Origin of the sequence: Aeromicrobium sp. JJY06 (genome assembly GCF_044069275.1) — a bacterium.
GTDB lineage: Bacteria > Actinomycetota > Actinomycetes > Propionibacteriales > Nocardioidaceae > Aeromicrobium > Aeromicrobium tamlense.
The window spans coordinates 538313-553820 of the sequence record NZ_JBIMRD010000001.1 but is presented as its reverse complement, the minus strand read 5'-3'; the positions used below and the strand labels follow the sequence as shown (position 1 = coordinate 553820).

15 protein-coding genes are annotated in these 15508 nt (G+C 71.7%); 13 read left to right on the top strand and 2 right to left on the bottom strand.

Annotated features, from left to right (window positions below):
* Positions 1–3 precede the first annotated feature (3 nt).
* Genes ACGWYL_RS02830 through ACGWYL_RS02820 form a run of 3 tightly spaced genes read left to right on the top strand, consistent with a single transcriptional unit; the run spans position 4 to position 2520 of the window.
* Positions 4–834 (top strand): DUF1295 domain-containing protein, encoded by an 831-nt coding sequence (locus ACGWYL_RS02830; protein WP_395486374.1) that lies wholly within the window; start codon positions 4–6, stop codon positions 832–834.
* Positions 831–1685 (top strand): acyl-CoA thioesterase II, encoded by an 855-nt coding sequence (locus tag ACGWYL_RS02825; RefSeq protein ID WP_179422963.1) that lies wholly within the window; start codon positions 831–833, stop codon positions 1683–1685. Before ACGWYL_RS02830 ends, ACGWYL_RS02825 begins: the two co-directional genes overlap by 4 nt.
* Complete coding sequence (locus tag ACGWYL_RS02820; RefSeq protein ID WP_395486373.1) at positions 1675–2520, top strand: thioesterase family protein; 846 nt, start codon at positions 1675–1677, stop codon at positions 2518–2520. The genes ACGWYL_RS02825 and ACGWYL_RS02820 overlap by 11 nt, the downstream gene beginning before the upstream one ends.
* A gap of 173 nt (positions 2521–2693) precedes the next feature.
* Here ACGWYL_RS02820 and ACGWYL_RS02815 read toward each other — a convergent pair whose 3' ends face one another.
* Entirely contained in the window at positions 2694–3989 is a 1296-nt protein-coding gene (locus tag ACGWYL_RS02815) for a citrate synthase (protein ID WP_179422967.1), read from the bottom strand.
* A 235-nt stretch (positions 3990–4224) separates the two neighbouring features.
* Here ACGWYL_RS02815 and rplM point away from each other — a divergent pair, with 235 nt between their 5' ends.
* Genes rplM through ACGWYL_RS02790 form a run of 5 tightly spaced genes read left to right on the top strand, consistent with a single transcriptional unit; the run spans position 4225 to position 8017 of the window.
* On the top strand, positions 4225–4668 hold the full coding sequence (rplM, locus tag ACGWYL_RS02810) for a 50S ribosomal protein L13 (RefSeq protein ID WP_269303563.1): 444 nt from the start codon (positions 4225–4227) through the stop codon (positions 4666–4668).
* Between the two features lie 20 nt (positions 4669–4688).
* Complete coding sequence (gene rpsI / locus ACGWYL_RS02805; RefSeq protein ID WP_179422971.1) at positions 4689–5186, top strand: 30S ribosomal protein S9; 498 nt, start codon at positions 4689–4691, stop codon at positions 5184–5186.
* A gap of 13 nt (positions 5187–5199) precedes the next feature.
* The gene (gene glmM, locus ACGWYL_RS02800) at positions 5200–6546 is read left to right on the top strand and encodes a phosphoglucosamine mutase (RefSeq protein WP_395486372.1); all 1347 of its coding nucleotides are present in this window, start codon (positions 5200–5202) and stop codon (positions 6544–6546) included.
* Between the two features lie 2 nt (positions 6547–6548).
* Positions 6549–7007 carry a GNAT family N-acetyltransferase gene (locus ACGWYL_RS02795; protein WP_269303557.1) on the top strand — a complete coding sequence of 153 codons (459 nt, stop codon included), beginning with the start codon at positions 6549–6551 and terminating at the stop codon, positions 7005–7007.
* Between the two features lie 38 nt (positions 7008–7045).
* A complete protein-coding gene (locus tag ACGWYL_RS02790; protein WP_395486371.1) occupies positions 7046–8017 on the top strand; it encodes a GNAT family N-acetyltransferase in 972 nt (323 codons plus the stop codon).
* 135 nt (positions 8018–8152) lie between these two features.
* Here ACGWYL_RS02790 and coaA read toward each other — a convergent pair whose 3' ends face one another.
* Positions 8153–9103, bottom strand: coding sequence for a type I pantothenate kinase (gene coaA, locus ACGWYL_RS02785; protein ID WP_179422977.1), 951 nt, complete (start codon positions 9101–9103; stop codon positions 8153–8155).
* Positions 9104–9148: 45 nt separating this feature from the next.
* Between coaA and glmS the strand changes: the two genes are divergently transcribed.
* Genes glmS through tsaE form a run of 5 tightly spaced genes read left to right on the top strand, consistent with a single transcriptional unit; the run spans position 9149 to position 15472 of the window.
* Positions 9149–10993: a glutamine--fructose-6-phosphate transaminase (isomerizing) gene (gene glmS / locus ACGWYL_RS02780; RefSeq protein WP_179422979.1), complete on the top strand. Its 1845-nt coding sequence runs from the start codon at positions 9149–9151 to the stop codon at positions 10991–10993.
* Positions 10994–10997: 4 nt separating this feature from the next.
* Entirely contained in the window at positions 10998–12413 is a 1416-nt protein-coding gene (locus tag ACGWYL_RS02775; protein WP_395486370.1) for an NAD(P)H-hydrate epimerase, read from the top strand.
* The gene (gene alr, locus ACGWYL_RS02770) at positions 12410–13516 is read left to right on the top strand and encodes an alanine racemase (RefSeq protein WP_395486369.1); all 1107 of its coding nucleotides are present in this window, start codon (positions 12410–12412) and stop codon (positions 13514–13516) included. The genes ACGWYL_RS02775 and alr overlap by 4 nt, the downstream gene beginning before the upstream one ends.
* On the top strand, positions 13513–14496 hold the full coding sequence (locus ACGWYL_RS02765; RefSeq protein ID WP_179422985.1) for an alpha/beta fold hydrolase: 984 nt from the start codon (positions 13513–13515) through the stop codon (positions 14494–14496). The genes alr and ACGWYL_RS02765 overlap by 4 nt, the downstream gene beginning before the upstream one ends.
* 13 nt (positions 14497–14509) lie before the next feature.
* A complete protein-coding gene (gene tsaE / locus ACGWYL_RS02760) occupies positions 14510–15472 on the top strand; it encodes a tRNA (adenosine(37)-N6)-threonylcarbamoyltransferase complex ATPase subunit type 1 TsaE (protein ID WP_179422987.1) in 963 nt (320 codons plus the stop codon).
* Positions 15473–15508 lie beyond the last annotated feature (36 nt).

Sequence of the window (15508 nt, the reverse complement as noted above, 5' to 3'; positions counted from 1 at the left end):
CGCATGTTCGACTACCCGTGGGGCGACTTCGCCCTCAACCTGCTCGTCACCGCCGGTGCCGTGGTGGTGTTCTTCGCGATCGTCATGGCGATCGCCCAGCTGGTGAACGACCACTCCATCATCGACATCACGTGGGGCCCGTCCTTCGTGGTCATCGCGGCCGTGTCGTGGCTGATGTCCGCCGGATCCGACGGCGACGACACCCGTCGCCTCATCGTCTTCGCGCTCACCGCGATCTGGGGCCTGCGACTGGGCCTCTACATCGGCAAGCGCAACATCGGCAAGGGCGAGGACCCGCGCTACACGGCACTGCTCCGCTCGCGCAAGGGCCGTCCGCTGATCCCGTTCCTCGTGAAGAAGATCTACGGCATGCAGGCCGTGCTCGCGTGGGTCGTGTCGATCCCCGTGCAGTTCGCGGTCTACGTCTCGCGCGGCGTCGACGCCCTCGTGATCGTCGCGATCGCGATCTGGACGATCGGCTTCCTCTTCGAGGCCGTCGGCGACTGGCAGCTCTCGCGCTTCAAGGCCGACCCGGCCAACGCCGGCAGGATCATGGACCGCGGCCTGTGGGCCTGGACGCGCCACCCGAACTACTTCGGCGACGCGTGCGTGTGGGTCGGCCTGTTCCTGCTGGCGCTCGGCTCGCCGTGGGGCGTCCTCACGGTCTTCTCGCCGATCCTCATGACCTGGCTGCTGACCACCTTCAGCGGCGGCAAGCTCACCGAGAAGGGGATGCGCCGCAAGCGCGGCCCCGAGTTCGAGGCGTACGTCGCGCGCACGAGCTTCTTCTTCCCGCGGCCGCCGCGCAAGGTGGCCTCGGAGCCGAAGGCGTGACCACGTCGGTGGCCTCGCTCGGGTCGATCCTCGACCTGAGCGAGGCCGGCGACGGCGCCTGGATCGGTCACGGCGACGGCGTCGCGCTGCCGCAGCTCTACGGCGGCCAGCTCGTGGCGCAGTCGATCATGGCGGCCGGCCACACCGTGACGGGGCGCCTCGTCGACTCGCTGCACACGACGTTCCTGCGGCCCGGCCGGTCCGACCTGCCGATCCGCTTCGAGGTCGAGCACCTCCGCGACGGTCGGCAGTTCTCCACCCGTGTCGTCGACGCGGTCCAGGACGATCGGCTCATCTGCCGCTCCACGATCTCGCTCGTCGAGCCCCGCGAAGGTCTGTCCCACTCGCGTCGCCGTCCCGAGAGCCTCACCGCCGAGGCCAGCACCGAGCTGCGCGAGCTGGCCGCCGCCGACGGCGGCCTGGGGGAGTACTGGGAGGGGTTCAGCGCCGTCGAGGTGCGGATCTCGCCCGAGACCGAGGAGACCCCGCCTCACTCGGCCGCACCGGTGCAGAACATCTGGATGCGGGTCGCCGAGGACCTCGGGGACGACCCGCTCGTCCACCAGGCCGCCATCGGCTACGTCAGCGACCTCATGCTCATGTCGATGGCGGTCGCGCCGCACGGCCACCGTGCCGGGCGGGAGCGGTCGCTGGCCGAGCGCTGGAGCGCGGTCTCCCTCGACCACGGGCTCTGGTTCCACCACCCGGCGCGGGCCGACGACTGGCTGCTGTTCGAGCACGCCACGCCGACGGCCCACGCGGGTCGCTCCCTGATCGAGGCCGCCGTGTTCGGCGAGTCCGACGCCCAGGCGTGCCACGTCGTGCAGGAGGCTTTGGTGCGTGAGAACTGAGCCGAGCCCGCCCACGGGCTGCTACCGCCTCGTCGACCGCGGACCGGACGGTCAGGACGGCGTGCGCGAGGCCTTCGAGCCCACGTCCGCCGCGGGCAGCCCGTGGAGCGACGACCTCCAGCACGGCGGGCCCGTCGGCGCGGTGCTGACCCGGGCGATGCGCCTGCTCCCACAAGCCGCTCCCGGGCGCATCGCGCGCACGACCGTCGAGATCCTCGGACCGGTGGCCATGGCCCCGATCGAGGTCACGGCCTCGGTCGCGCGGCCCGGGCGCAAGATCGCACTGCTGTCGGCCGTGGCGTCCCAGCGCGGGCCGTCGGGGCTGCGGCCCGTGGCGCAGGCGTCGGCGTGGTGGCTGCGCACGCAGGACTCCTCCGACGTCGTCCACACACCGGACGCCCAGCCACCCGACCCGACGCCGGCCGAGCTCGACCGCGGCGAGCTCGGCGTCCCCGCCAGCTGGCGGCGCGGCTTCGTCGGCTCGCTCGAGTGGGCCGTGCGCACCGGCATCGGACGGATCGACGGCCCGGCGATGGCCTGGGCGTCGATGCCCTACCCGCTCGTCGAGGGCGACACGGGCGACGAGCTCGAGCGCACGATCGCGATCGCGGACGCCGCCAGCGGCGTCGGCTCGCGGCTCGACCCCGCGGACTGGGTGTTCATGAACACCGAGCTCACGATCCACCTCGCCGACGCCCCCACGGGCGCCTGGACGGGACTCGTGGCGGAGAGCTGGATCGGCCAGGACGGCGTCGGTCTCAGCCAGGCCGTCCTGCACGACCTCACCCGGCCCGTCGGTCGCGTCGCCCAGACCCTCCTGCTCGAGCGCCGCTGACTGCCCGCCCACTTCTCCACTTCTGGAACGCGTTGCACCGTTCTCGTCCACGCAACGGTGCAACGCGTTCCAGAAGTGGGCCCGGGAGGTCGGACGGCGCGCGACGCCCAGGGAACGGCGAAGGCCGCGAGCCCCTCTCGGGACTCGCGGCCTTCGCGGCGTGAGGACTCAGCTCACTTCCAGCGCTCGCTGGCCGGGGTGAAGTCCAGCTGACGGGCACCGGTGTAGATCTGCTTCGGGCGGGCGATCTTCTGCTCCGGGTCGTCGACGAGCTCGAGCCACTGCGCCAGCCAGCCCGACGTGCGGGGGATGGCGAACAGGACCGTGAACATCTCCGGCGGGAACTGCAGCGCCTCGTAGATCAGGCCCGAGTAGAAGTCGACGTTGGGGTAGAGCTTGCGCTTGACGAAGTACTCGTCCTCGAGCGCGATCTTCTCCAGCTCCTGGGCGACCTCGAGCAGCGGGTTGACGCCCGTGACCTCGAAGACGTCGTCGCAGGCCTTCTTGATGATCGTGGCGCGCGGGTCGTAGTTCTTGTAGACGCGGTGACCGAAGCCCATGAGGCGCTCGTCGCCGTTCTTGACGCCCTCGATGAACGCCGGGACGTTCTCCTTGGTCTTGATGCGCTTGAGCATCTTCAGGACGGCCTCGTTCGCGCCACCGTGCAGCGGGCCGTAGAGGGCCGCGATGCCGGCGCTGACGGCCGAGTACGGGTCGACCTGGCTGGAGCCGACCGAGCGCACCGCGTTCGTCGACGCGTTCTGCTCGTGGTCGGCGTGCAGGATGAACAGCACCTCGAGGGCCTTGGCCAGACGCGGGTCCGGGTCGTACTTCGGCTCGCTCATCCGGAACAGCATCGAGAGGAAGTTCTCGGTGTACGACAGCTCGTTGTCGGGGTAGACGTACGGCTTGCCCTGCGCGTGGCGGAAGGACCAGGCGCCGAGGGTCGGCATCTTCGCGATCATGCGCACGATCTGCTCGTGGCGGATCTGCGGGTCCTTGATGTTGCGGGCCTCGGGGTAGAACGTCGACAGGGCGCCCACGCTCGACAGCAGCATGCCCATGGGGTGCGCGTCGTAGCGGAAGCCCTGCAACTGGCTCTTGAGGTTCTCGTGCACGAACGTGTGGAACGTGATCTCGTGCACCCACTGGTCGTGCTGCTCCTTGGTGGGCAGCTCGCCGTGGATGAGGAGGTAGGCCACCTCGAGGTAGGTCGAGGACTCGGCCAGCTGCTCGATGGGGTAGCCGCGGTACTCCAGGATGCCCTTCTCGCCGTCGATGTAGGTGACGGCGGAACGGGTGGAGGCGGTGTTCGTGAAGCCCGGGTCGTAGACGGACAGGCCGGGGTCGTCGTCGGACTTGCCGATCTTGCCCAGGTCCGCGGCGCGGATGCTGCCGTCGGTGATCTCGACCTCGTACTCCTCGCCGGAGCGGTTGTCACGAATGGTCAGCGTCTGCTTGTCGGTCACGATGCGGGTCTCCTGTGACGTCAGAGAAGTAACGGTCGCGGGGGTGAGCGACCCACTCCAACCTAGTGTCCCCCGAGACGCTGCGCGAGAGCAGGGTCACGTTCGGCCGACCCGTTTTGACCAGCGGAGGGGTCGCCGGGTAATCTGGGGAGTCGTTGTGTTGCGGCACGTCCTGCGTGCTCACCAACGCGAGTCCCGACTTCACAGATTTCGATTTGCAGCGAGAAGGTCATCCGTGCGTACGTACAGCCCGAAGCCTGCTGACATCACCCGTCAGTGGCACGTCATCGATGCCGAGGACGTCGTCCTCGGCCGTCTCTCGGTTGCCGCGGCGACCCTCCTGCGTGGCAAGCACAAGCCCACGTACGCGCCCCACGTGGACGGTGGCGACTTCGTCATCATCGTCAACGCCGACAAGGTCGCGCTGTCGGGCAACAAGCGCACGGACAAGAACGTGTACCGCCACAGCGGTTACCCGGGCGGCCTGAAGCAGATCGCCTACGGCGACCTGCTCGACAAGGACGCGCGCAAGGCGATCGAGAAGTCCGTGCGCGGCATGCTGCCGAAGAACCGCCTCGGCCGTCAGCTCATCACGAAGCTGAAGGTCTACGCCGGCCCGGATCACCCGCACGCCGCCCAGAAGCCCCAGCCGTTCGAGATCACGCAGATCTCCCAGTAAGCGAAAAGCGCAGGTTCATCGTGGCTGAGACCACCGAAGAGACGACCGAGTTCACCACCAACTCCGAGGGTGTCGCGTACACCTCCGAGTCCGCTGGCGCCGTCGGGACGACCGAGATCAACTCGATCATCGCCCCCGGCTCCGCGACCGGCCGCCGCAAGGAGGCCGTCGCCCGCGTGCGCATCGTGCCCGGCACCGGCGTCTGGACCGTCAACGGCAAGCCGCTCGAGGAGCACCTGCCCAACAAGCTGCACCAGCAGATCGCCAAGGAGGCGCTGGCCGTCACCGGCCTCGTCGACTCCTTCGACGTGATCGCTCGCGTCAGCGGTGGCGGCATGACCGGCCAGGCCGGCGCGCTGCGCCTCGGCGTGGCCCGTGCGCTCAACAACGTCGACGTCGACGTCAACCGTCCGACCCTCAAGAAGGCCGGCCTGCTGACGCGCGACTCGCGCATCAAGGAGCGCAAGAAGGCTGGTCTGAAGAAGGCCCGCAAGGCGCCGCAGTACAGCAAGCGCTGATCTGCCGGCGCGCATGGGCCGGATCTTCGGTACCGACGGCGTTCGCGGTCTGGCCAATCGGGACCTGACCGCCGAGCTCGCGGTCGACCTCTCGGTGGCCGCCGCCCACGTCCTGGGCGAGGCCGGTGCCTTCGCCGACCAGCGCCCCACGGCAGTCGTCGCCCGCGACACCCGCGCCTCCGGAGAATTCCTGGAGGCCGCGGTGGTCGCGGGTTTGGCGTCTGCGGGGGTCGACGTCCACCGCCTCGGCGTGGTCCCCACCCCGGGCGCGGCGTACCTGACCTCGTTCCTCGAGGCCGACATGGGCGTCATGATCTCCGCCAGCCACAACCCGATGCCCGACAACGGCATCAAGTTCCTGGCGCGCGGCGGGGTCAAGCTCGACGACGACATCGAGGCGGCGATCGAGCAGCGGCTCGAGGAGCCGTGGGACCGCCCCACCGGCGCCGACGTCGGTCGCGTCGGTGACAGCCACGCGGGCCTGGGCGCCTACGTGCGCCACCTGCTCGACACGCTGCCCGCGCGGCTCGACGGCCTGAAGGTCGTCCTCGACTGCGCCAACGGCGCCACCCACGAGGCCGCGCCCGACGCGTTCGCGCGCGCCGGCGCCGAGGTCGTCGCGATCCACGCCGAGCCCGACGGACTCAACATCAATCGCGACTGCGGCTCCACCCATCTCGGCGACCTCCAGCGCATCGTCGTCGAGCAGGGCGCCCACGTGGGCTTCGCCTTCGACGGCGATGCCGACCGCTGCCTGGCGGTCGACCAGAACGGCGAGGTCGTCGACGGCGACCAGATCCTCGCGATCCTGGCCCTGCGCGGCCAGCGCGAGGGCTCGCTCGCGCAGGACACCGTCGTGGCCACCGTCATGAGCAACGTCGGCTTCACCCGGGCCATGGAGGCCGCCGGCATCACGGTGCTGCGCACCGCCGTCGGCGACCGCTACGTGCTCGAGGCGATGCGCGAGGGCGGCTACACGCTCGGCGGCGAGCAGTCCGGCCACGTCATCATGAGCCGACACGCCACCACCGGCGACGGCACCCTCACGGCGCTCCAGCTGGCCGCCGAGATGGCCGAGTCCGGCCGCACGATGTCCGAGCTCGCCTCGGTCATGCAGCGGCTGCCGCAGGTGCTGGTCAACGTCGGCGGCGTCGACCGCGCCGGCGCCGCGAGCCACGAGGTCGTGCTGGCCGAGGTGAAGGCCGCCGAGGCGAGGCTCGGCGACTCCGGCCGCGTGCTGCTGCGCCCCTCGGGCACCGAGCCGCTCGTGCGCGTGATGGTCGAGGCGCCCACCTCGCAGGAGGCGCAGGACATCGCCGACCACCTCGCCGAGGTCGTCCGCACGCACCTCGCGATCTGACCGTGGTCACCGTCGAGGCCGGTGGGCTCGAGCGCGACGACGTGCACGCGCTGCTGGCCGAGCACCTGGCCGACATGTTCGCCACCAGCCCCGCCGAGAGCGTGCACGCGCTCGACCTCGGCGCGCTGCGGCACGAGGCGATCAGCTTCTTCACGGTGCGTGAGGACGGCCGCCTGCTGGGCTGCGGCGCGCTGAAGGACCTCGGTGACGGACACGGCGAGATCAAGTCGATGCGCACCACCGCCGCGGCTCGTGGCCGGGGCGTGGCCACCGCGATGCTCCAGCACCTGCTGGACACCGCGCGCGCCCGTGGCCTCGAAAGGCTGAGCCTCGAGACCGGCTCGGAGCCCTACTTCGCCGCCGCTCGCCGGCTGTACGTGCGCCACGGCTTCGAGGAGTGCGAGCCGTTCGCCGACTACGTCCCCGACCCGAACAGCGTCTTCCTGACCCGGGTCGTCTGACCTGTCGCTCGGCGCCCGTGCGGTGCGAGAATGCGCGCATGGGCGCGACCATCGAAGTCCTCGACCCCACCGACCACGGCAGCTTCGTGGAGTTCCACGACGTCTACCAGCGCTCGAACGAGCGCGACATCGACCAGCCGTGGTCGGCCGACGAGCTGCGGGTGATGCTCGTCGGCGACGCCTACGAGCGCTGTGACTCGCTGCTGCTGCGCGAGGGCGAGACGCCCGTCGCCGTGGCGCTCGCGGTGTTCCCCGAGCGCGACAACGCCTCCACCGCGTTCGTCGAGGTCTGGGTGCCGCCCGAGCTGCGTCGTCGCGGCCACGGCTCGGCGCTGCTGGAGCGGATCGAGCTGCGCGTGGCCGAGGACGGGCGCGACCAGATCCTCACCGAGACACTGCGGCCCATCGACGCCGAGACCGGATCGGGCCGCGAGTTCATGCTGGCCCGGGGCTACGCGCCGGACACGACGAACGTGCAGCGCGAGCTGCGACTGCCGGCCGACGTGCCGCCGGCGGATCCGCGCGACGGCTACACGCTCGCCGGCTGGCGAGGCAGCCCGCCGCGGGAGTGGCTCGACCAGTACGCGCGGCTCCGGTCGCTGCTCAACCAGGAGGCGCCGTCGGGCGAGGTCACGCTGGAGAACGAGTTCTGGGACGCCGATCGGCTGCTGCACGAGGTCGAGCAGTGGAAGCGGCAGCGCCGCGTCGCGCACACGGTCGTCGCGGTGGCGCCCGACGGCTCGCTCGCGGGCCACACGCAGCTGCTGTTCCCGCACGAGACGCCCGAGGTCTACCAGTGGGACACGCTCGTCCTGCCCGAGCACCGCGGCCGCGGCCTGGGCCTCTCCCTCAAGCGCCAGGCCATGCGCGACGCGAGCGACCTGCTCGCCGGCCGTGGCCGCATCGTCACGTGGAACGACGCCCAGAACGTCAACATGATCGCGGTCAACGAGGAGCTCGGCTACCGCGCCACCGCGTGGGCCGACCAGTGGGTCAAGCACCTCGCCTGACGCCGAGTGGGCGGTGAGCTGTCAACCCGTCCTGCCTCAAGCCGGTGCGTCATCAACCTCACGAGGTCCGGTTGTGGTTGATCACTCACCGCCACCTGGTGGGATGGGTTGACCACTCACCGCCACTCCCGCGGGTCAGAGCTTGCGGAGCCGGACCCACTGCACGCTGTGGTCGGCGGACTTGCGCAGCACGAGGTCTGCGCGGCCGCGCGTGGTGGCCACGTTCTCGCGCAGGTTGGGCCAGTTGATCGTGTCCCACAGCTCCTCGGCGCGCGTGACGGCCTCGGCGTCGGTCAGCGTGCTGTAGCGGTGGAAGTACGACGCGGGATCGGCGAACGCGGTCTCGCGCAGGCGCAGGAAGCGACTGATGTACCAGCGCCGGATGTCGCGGCTGTTCGCGTCGACGTAGATCGAGAAGTCGAAGAAGTCGCTGATCGCCAGGCCGGGGGAGCCGTCGCCGCGCAGCCGCGGGGGAGCGAGCACGTTGAGGCCCTCGACGATGAGGATGTCGGGGCGCTTGAGCGAGACGGTCGCGTCGGTGCGGTCGTAGGTCAGGTGGTCGTAGACCGGCGCCTCGATGTGCTCGGCGCCGCTCTTGGCCTGCATGACGAAGCGCAGCAGCGCCTTGCGGTCGTACGACTCGGGGAAGCCCTTGCGGTGCATGATGCCGCGGCGCTCGAGCTCGGCGTTCGGCAGCAGGAAGCCGTCGGTGGTGACCAGCGCGACGTGCGCGTGGTCGTCGTGCTGGGCCAGCAGGTCGCGCAGCAGGCGGGCGGTCGTGGACTTGCCCACGGCCACCGATCCGGCGAGACCGATGATGAACGGCACCCGGTCGGGCTGCGGGTCGCCGAGGAACCGCTCGGTCGCCCGGTAGAGCGCCTCGGCCAGCCGCACGCGCAGGCTGATCAGCTGCGTGAGGGGCACGTAGACCTGCTGCACCTCGTCGAGGTCGAGCTCCTCGCCGAGGCCGCGTACGCGCTCGATCTCCTCGCCGGACATCGGCTGCACGGCGTCGCGCGCCAGCTCGGCCCACGCCTTGCGTTCCAGCTCCACGTACGGGGAGGAGTCGCGTGACATACCGACCATTGTTGCCAGCGGCGCCGCCAACCGCGCAGTCGGTACCCTGAACCCATGTGTGGAATCGTCGGATACGTGGGCCATCGCCAGGCGCTGGACGTCGTCATGGGTGGACTGCGACGCCTGGAATACCGCGGCTACGACTCCACCGGAGTGGGGGTCGTCGACGGCGAGCGGATCGCCTGGGCCAAGAAGGCCGGCAAGCTCGCCAACCTCGACGCCGAGCTCGAAGAGCACGAGCTCCCCGCCTCCACCACGGGCATCGGCCACACCCGCTGGGCCACCCACGGTGGACCCACCGACGCCAACGCGCACCCGCACCTCGCGCCCGACGAGCGTGTCGCGGTCGTGCACAACGGCATCATCGAGAACTTCATGGAGCTGCGCTCCGAGCTCGAGGACGAGGGCTACGAGTTCGCCTCCGAGACGGACACCGAGGTCGTCGTCCACCTCGTGCACCGCGAGCTCCAGCAGCAGGACGACCTCTCCGAGGCCGTGCGCGCGGTCTGCCGCCGCCTCGAGGGCGCCTTCACGCTGGTCTTCTCCGACGCCCTGAACCCCGACGTGGTGGTCGGCGCACGCCGCAACTCCCCGCTGGTCGTCGGCCGGGGCGAGGGCGAGAACTTCCTCGGCTCCGACGTGGCCGCCTTCATCGACTACACGGCGCAGGCCATCGAGCTGGGCCAGGACCAGGTCGTCACGATCACGAAGGACGCGATCGAGGTCACCGACTTCGACGGCAACACCGCCCCCACCACCGAGTACACCGTGGACTGGGACGTCACGGCCGCCGAGAAGGGTGGCTACGACTGGTTCATGACCAAGGAGATCGAGGAGCAGCCGAAGGCCGTGGCCGACACGCTCCTCGGCCGCATGACCACCGACGGTCGTCTCCAGCTCGACGAGATGCGCCTGTCGGACGACGAGCTGCGCGAGATCGACAAGATCATCATCATCGCGTGCGGCACGGCCTCCTACGCGGGCCTCGTGGCGAAGTACGCGATCGAGCACTGGACCCGCATCCCCTGCGAGGTCGAGCTGGCGTCGGAGTTCCGCTACCGCGACCCGATCATCGACCGCTCCACGCTCGTCGTCGCGATCAGCCAGTCCGGCGAGACGATGGACACCCTGATGGCCATCCGGTACGCGCGTCAGCAGCGCGCCCGCGTGCTGTCGATCTGCAACACCAACGGGTCCACGATCCCGCGCGAGTCCGACGCCGTGATCTACACGCACGCCGGCCCCGAGGTCGCCGTCGCGTCCACGAAGGGCTTCCTGTCGCAGGTCGTGGCCTGCTACCTCCTGGGCCTCTACCTCGCTCAGGTCAAGGGTGCGAAGTACGGCGACGAGATCACGCACATCATCGACGAGCTCCACGAGATCCCGGCGAAGGTGCAGCGGATGCTCGACGAGGCCGAGCAGGTCAAGAAGCTCGCGGCCGAGCTCGTCGACCGGCGCTCGTTCCTGTTCCTGGGTCGCCACGTCGGCTTCCCGGTCGCGCTCGAGGGCGCGCTCAAGCTCAAGGAGCTGGCCTACGTCCACGCCGAGGGCTTCGCCGCGGGCGAGCTCAAGCACGGCCCCATCGCGCTGGTCGAGCAGGGGCTGCCGATGTTCGTCGTCGTGCCGCCCCGGGCCCGCGACCAGCTGCAGGAGAAGATCGTCAGCAACATCCAGGAGGTCCGGGCGCGCGGCGCCTACACGATCGTCCTGGTCGAGGACGGCGACGACACCGTGGTGCCGTTCTCCGACGTGGTCATCCGGCTGCCGAAGGTGCCCACGCTGCTCCAGCCGCTCGTGGCCACCGTCCCGCTGCAGATCTTCGCGTGCGAGCTGGCCGAGCTGCTCGGCCACGACGTCGACCAGCCGCGCAACCTGGCCAAGTCCGTCACGGTCGAGTGAGCTGATGCTGACCGCCCACACCGTCGCGCAGGTGCGCGCGGCGGAGGAGGTCGCCGCGGCCGACGCCGGGTGGGACGAGCTCATGCGGCGCGCCGCCGCCGGGCTCGCGCAGCACGTCGCGCGGGCCCTGCCCGCCACCGAGACGCTCGTCGTCCTCGTCGGGCCGGGCAACAACGGCGGCGACGCCCTGTTCGCGGCCGCCCACCTGTGCCGGGAGGGCCGGCGCGTGAACCTGTGCCTGCTCGACGAGACCAAGGCTCACCCAGCCGGGCTCGCCGCCGCCCGCGAGGCCGGCGCGCAGGTGGTCGACGGGCCCGAGGGCCACCGCCACGTCGTGGACGCGATCTTCGGCATCGGCGCGCGTCCCGGGCTCGAGGGCACGGCCGCCGCGTGGGCGGAGTGGGTCGAGCGCGAGCGTCCCTTCGTCGTCGCGGTCGACGTGCCGTCCGGGATCGGCGTCGACGACGGCCGGCTCGACGGGCCCGCGATCCGCGCCGACCTCACCGTCACGTTCGCCACCGCCAAGCACGGCCTGCTGCTCGGTCCCGCGTCGGCGCTCGCCGGCCGGGTGGAGGTCGTGGACATCGGGCTCGACCTCGCGGGCGAGCCCGCGCTCGAGGCGCTCGACGCCGGCGACGGCGCGCGGTTCCGCGACGCGATCGTCCCCGGTCACGACGCCCACAAGTACACGCGCGGCGTGCTCGGCGTCAGGGCCGGCTCCCCGCAGTACGCCGGCGCCGCCCACCTCTGCGTCGCGGGCGCCCAGGCCGGACCCGCCGGGATGATCCGCTTCGTCGGCGCCCAGGACCTCGCCCGCCGGGTCGTCGACCGCGCGCCCGAGATCGTGGCGCGCCGCGGTCGCGTGCAGGCGTGGGTCGTGGGCTCGGGCGGCGAGGACTCGCCGGTCCCGCTCGCCTCGGCCCTGCGCGACGAGGTGCCGATCGTGGTCGACGCCACCGCCCTGCACCACCTGCCGCAGTCCTTCGAGGTCGACGCGCTGCTGACCCCGCACGCGGGCGAGCTCGCCGCGGTGCTCGGCGTCGACCGCGAGGCCGTGGAGGCCGATCCCCTCCGGCACGCCCGCGAGGCCGCTGAGCGGTACACGGCCACGGTGCTGCTCAAGGGGCCGCGCACGCTCGTCGTCGCGCCCGACGGCCGCACCCGCGTGAACCTCTCGGGAACGCCCTGGCTCGGCACGGCCGGTGCGGGCGACGTGCTGGCGGGGTTCATCGGCTCCTTGCTCGCGACGGGCCTCGACGCGTTCGACGCCGGCTCGGTCGGTGCGCTGCTGCACGGACTGGCGGCCGAGCGACTCCGCGGCCCCCTCGTCGCCTCCGACGTCGCCCGTCAGCTGGGGTCCGTCCTGCACGACTTCTGCGAGCCGCGTCGCCCCGGCGACGGGGAGGGTGAGCGCCCGTGACCGCCAACGCCGAGCTCGTGGTCGACCTCGACCGGTACCGCGCCAACCTCGCGGTGCTGCGCTCTTACGCGCCCGACGCGCTCCAGATGGCCGTCGTGAAGGCGAACGCATACGGCCACGGGATGGTGCCGATGGCGCGCGCGGCGCGCGAGTCGGTCGACTGGCTCGGCGTCGCGACGCCCGCCGAGGCGCTCGAGCTCCGCGCCGCCGGCGACCGCGGCCCGCTGCTGTGCTGGCTCGCCGTACCGGGTGCGCCCTTCGCCGAGCTCGTCGCGGCCGACGTGGAGGTCACGGCCTCCGGCGTCGACCAGCTCGAGGCGATCGCCGCCGCCGGCGACCGTCCGCGCGTGCAGCTGAAGGTCGACACGGGCCTCTCGCGCAACGGCGCCTTCGGTCCGCAGTGGGACGAGCTCGTCGCGGCCGCCGCGCGCCTCCAAGCCGCAGGGAGCATCGAGGTCACGGGCATCTGGTCGCACTTCGCGAGCGCCGACGAGCCCGACCACCCGGCCAACGACCAGCAGGAGGCGGTGTTCCGCGCCGCGGTCGACCAGCTCGCCGCGGCGGGCGTCGAGCCGGGGCTGCGGCACCTGGCGAACTCCGCCGCGGGCCTGACCCGACCCTCCTCGCACTTCGACCTCGTCCGCTGGGGCATCGCGTCGTACGGCATCGACCCCGACCCGGCCGTCCCCGCGCCCGGCGTCACCCCGGTGCTCACCGCGCGCACCGTCCTGGCGAACGTGAAGCGGGTGCCCGCTGGCGCCTCGGTGTCCTACGGCTGGCGCTGGACCGCCGACCACGAGACCACGCTCGGCCTCGTCCCGGTGGGGTACGGCGAGGGCATCCACCGCACCGCCTCCAACCGCGCCGAGGTGGGGTTCGCCGGGAGCCGGGCGCCCGTCCGTGGCACGATCTGCATGGACCAGTTGGTCGTCGACCTGGGCGACCGACCCGCCCGGATCGGCGATCCGGTCACGCTGTTCGGGTCCGGCGACGACGGCGAGCCGACGGCGCAGGACTGGGCGGACGCTGCCGGCACGATCGCCTACGAGATCGTCACCCGACTCGCCGGACGCTGGTCCCGGACCTACCGAGGAGAGCGATGACATCGGTCGCAGGACGCGTCGCCGCCACCGCGGGCGCCTTCGCCGCAGCGGGAGTCGCCGGCGCCGCCGCCACGGTCCTGAAGAACCGCAAGACCGAGCAGCGCCGCCTCCAGCGCGGCGAGGAGGTCGAGTTCGGCTCGGTCCGCGGCGACTCGTACTACGTCTCGGCGGCCGACGACGTCCCGATCCACGTGGAGGTCGACGAGGGTCCCGGGCCCACGATCGTCTTCCTCCACGGCTGGATGTGCGACCTCGACACGTGGCACTTCCAGCGCCTCGCGCTGCGTGGCCACGCCCGCCTCGTCTTCATGGAGCACCGCTCGCACGGTCGCTCGGGCCGCAGCGGCCCCCGCAACTCCTCGCTGCACGACATGGCCGACGACGTCCGCCGCGTGCTGGACGCCCACGCGGCCGAGGGGCCCGTGGTGCTCGTCGGCCACTCGATGGGCGGCATGGCCCTCATGCAGCTCGCGCAGCTGCAGCCCGACCTGTTCGACGACCGCGTCCGCGGCGTCGTCCTCATCAGCACCAGTGCCGGCAAGCTCATGCGCCGCAGCCCCGCCCTGCGCTTCGTGATGCCGCTGGCCAAGGCCGCCACCCCGGTGCTCGACTGGGGTCGGGAGTTCAACAGCTTCTCGATCATCCGCCGCTGGGCGTTCGGGCCGCACGCGCAGCCCGCCGTGGTCGACATGGCCGACGAGATGATCCTGCGCGCGCCCACCACCGTGGTGCTGAACTTCTACGACAACTTCGTCGAGCTCGACCTCGGCGCCGGGCTGGAGACGATCTCGCGCTGCCGGACCTCGGTCGTGTGCGGCACGAAGGACGTCATGACGCCGTTCGGTCACAGCCGCTGGCTCGCCCGGCACATCGCCGGGGCCGAGCTCGTCCCCGTCAACGACGCCGGCCACATGGTGATGCTGGAGGAGCACGAGCAGGTGACCGAGGCGATCGAGCGCGTCCTGAAGGACATCGCATGAGCGAGTGTCGAGCATGACGTCGGAGCTCGACGTCGCGCTGGTCGGACCCGACCGCGCGGCCGAGGTCCTCGGGGTCATCCACCGCGCGTTCGCCGCGCGGCCCGTGCTCGACCCGCCGGCCACCGCCGGCGACGAGACGCTCGAAAGCGTCGCCGCCTCGCTCGAGCGCGACGGCGGTCTGCTGGCCACGCGCCGCGGCCATCCGATGGGCGCGATCCTGTTCGACCGGTCCCGTCCCGGGCGCCTCGGCCTGCTCCGCGTCAGCGTCGACCCGCTCGGCCGCGACCGCGGGGTCGCCTCCGCCATGGTCGGCGTCGCCGAGGACGTCGCGGAGGAGCAGGGCATGGACGGCATCTGGCTGCACGTGCGCGAGGAGCTGCCCGCGAACTTCCGCTTCTGGAACCACCGCCTCTACCTGCCGGTGCGCCAGCAGGGCCCCACGATCGAGATGGCCAAGACGCTGTGGCTCGCGCGCGAGGTGCCCGACGCCGACGCGATGCGCGACCTCGCCGCGCGCGTGGCCACGCTGCTGCGCGCGGGCGACCTGCTCGTGCTCACCGGCGGCCTCGGCGCCGGCAAGACCACCTTCACGCAGGGCCTGGGCGATGCGCTCGGCGTCCGCGGCCCCGTCACCTCGCCCACGTTCGTCATCGCGCGCACGCACCCCAGCGAGGTCGGCGGGCCGCCGCTCGTGCACGTCGACGCCTACCGGCTCGGCGACGCGGCCGAGATCGACGACATCGACCTCGACGCCACCACCGAGGAGTCGGTGACGGTCGTCGAGTGGGGCGAGGGGATGGCCGAGCAGCTCTCCGACAGCTGGCTCGCGATCACGATCGAGACGCGCGGCGCGAGCCCCGGCGACCCGCTCGGCACCGCGTGCGGCGTCCCGTCCGACGAGATGCGCGTCGTCACGATCCGCCCGCACGGCCCGCGGTGGCTCGAGGAGCCGCTGCGCTCGGTCCTGCTCGGCTGAGCGGCGGCCGCTCGAACGTCGGTCCGGGGCGGAACT

Bases quoted from the DNA above. Each gene is read 5' to 3' on its own strand.
- ACGWYL_RS02830 (WP_395486374.1), top strand. From the start codon at position 4: ATGTTCGACTACCCGTGGGGCGACTTCGCCCTCAACCTGCTCGTCACC.
- glmM (WP_395486372.1), top strand. From the start codon at position 5,200: ATGGGCCGGATCTTCGGTACCGACGGCGTTCGCGGTCTGGCCAATCGG.
- ACGWYL_RS02790 (WP_395486371.1), top strand. From the start codon at position 7,046: ATGGGCGCGACCATCGAAGTCCTCGACCCCACCGACCACGGCAGCTTC.
- coaA (WP_179422977.1), bottom strand. From the start codon at position 9,103: ATGGTCGGTATGTCACGCGACTCCTCCCCGTACGTGGAGCTGGAACGC.
- glmS (WP_179422979.1), top strand. From the start codon at position 9,149: ATGTGTGGAATCGTCGGATACGTGGGCCATCGCCAGGCGCTGGACGTC.
- ACGWYL_RS02775 (WP_395486370.1), top strand. From the start codon at position 10,998: ATGCTGACCGCCCACACCGTCGCGCAGGTGCGCGCGGCGGAGGAGGTC.
- ACGWYL_RS02765 (WP_179422985.1), top strand. From the start codon at position 13,513: ATGACATCGGTCGCAGGACGCGTCGCCGCCACCGCGGGCGCCTTCGCC.
- tsaE (WP_179422987.1), top strand. From the start codon at position 14,510: ATGACGTCGGAGCTCGACGTCGCGCTGGTCGGACCCGACCGCGCGGCC.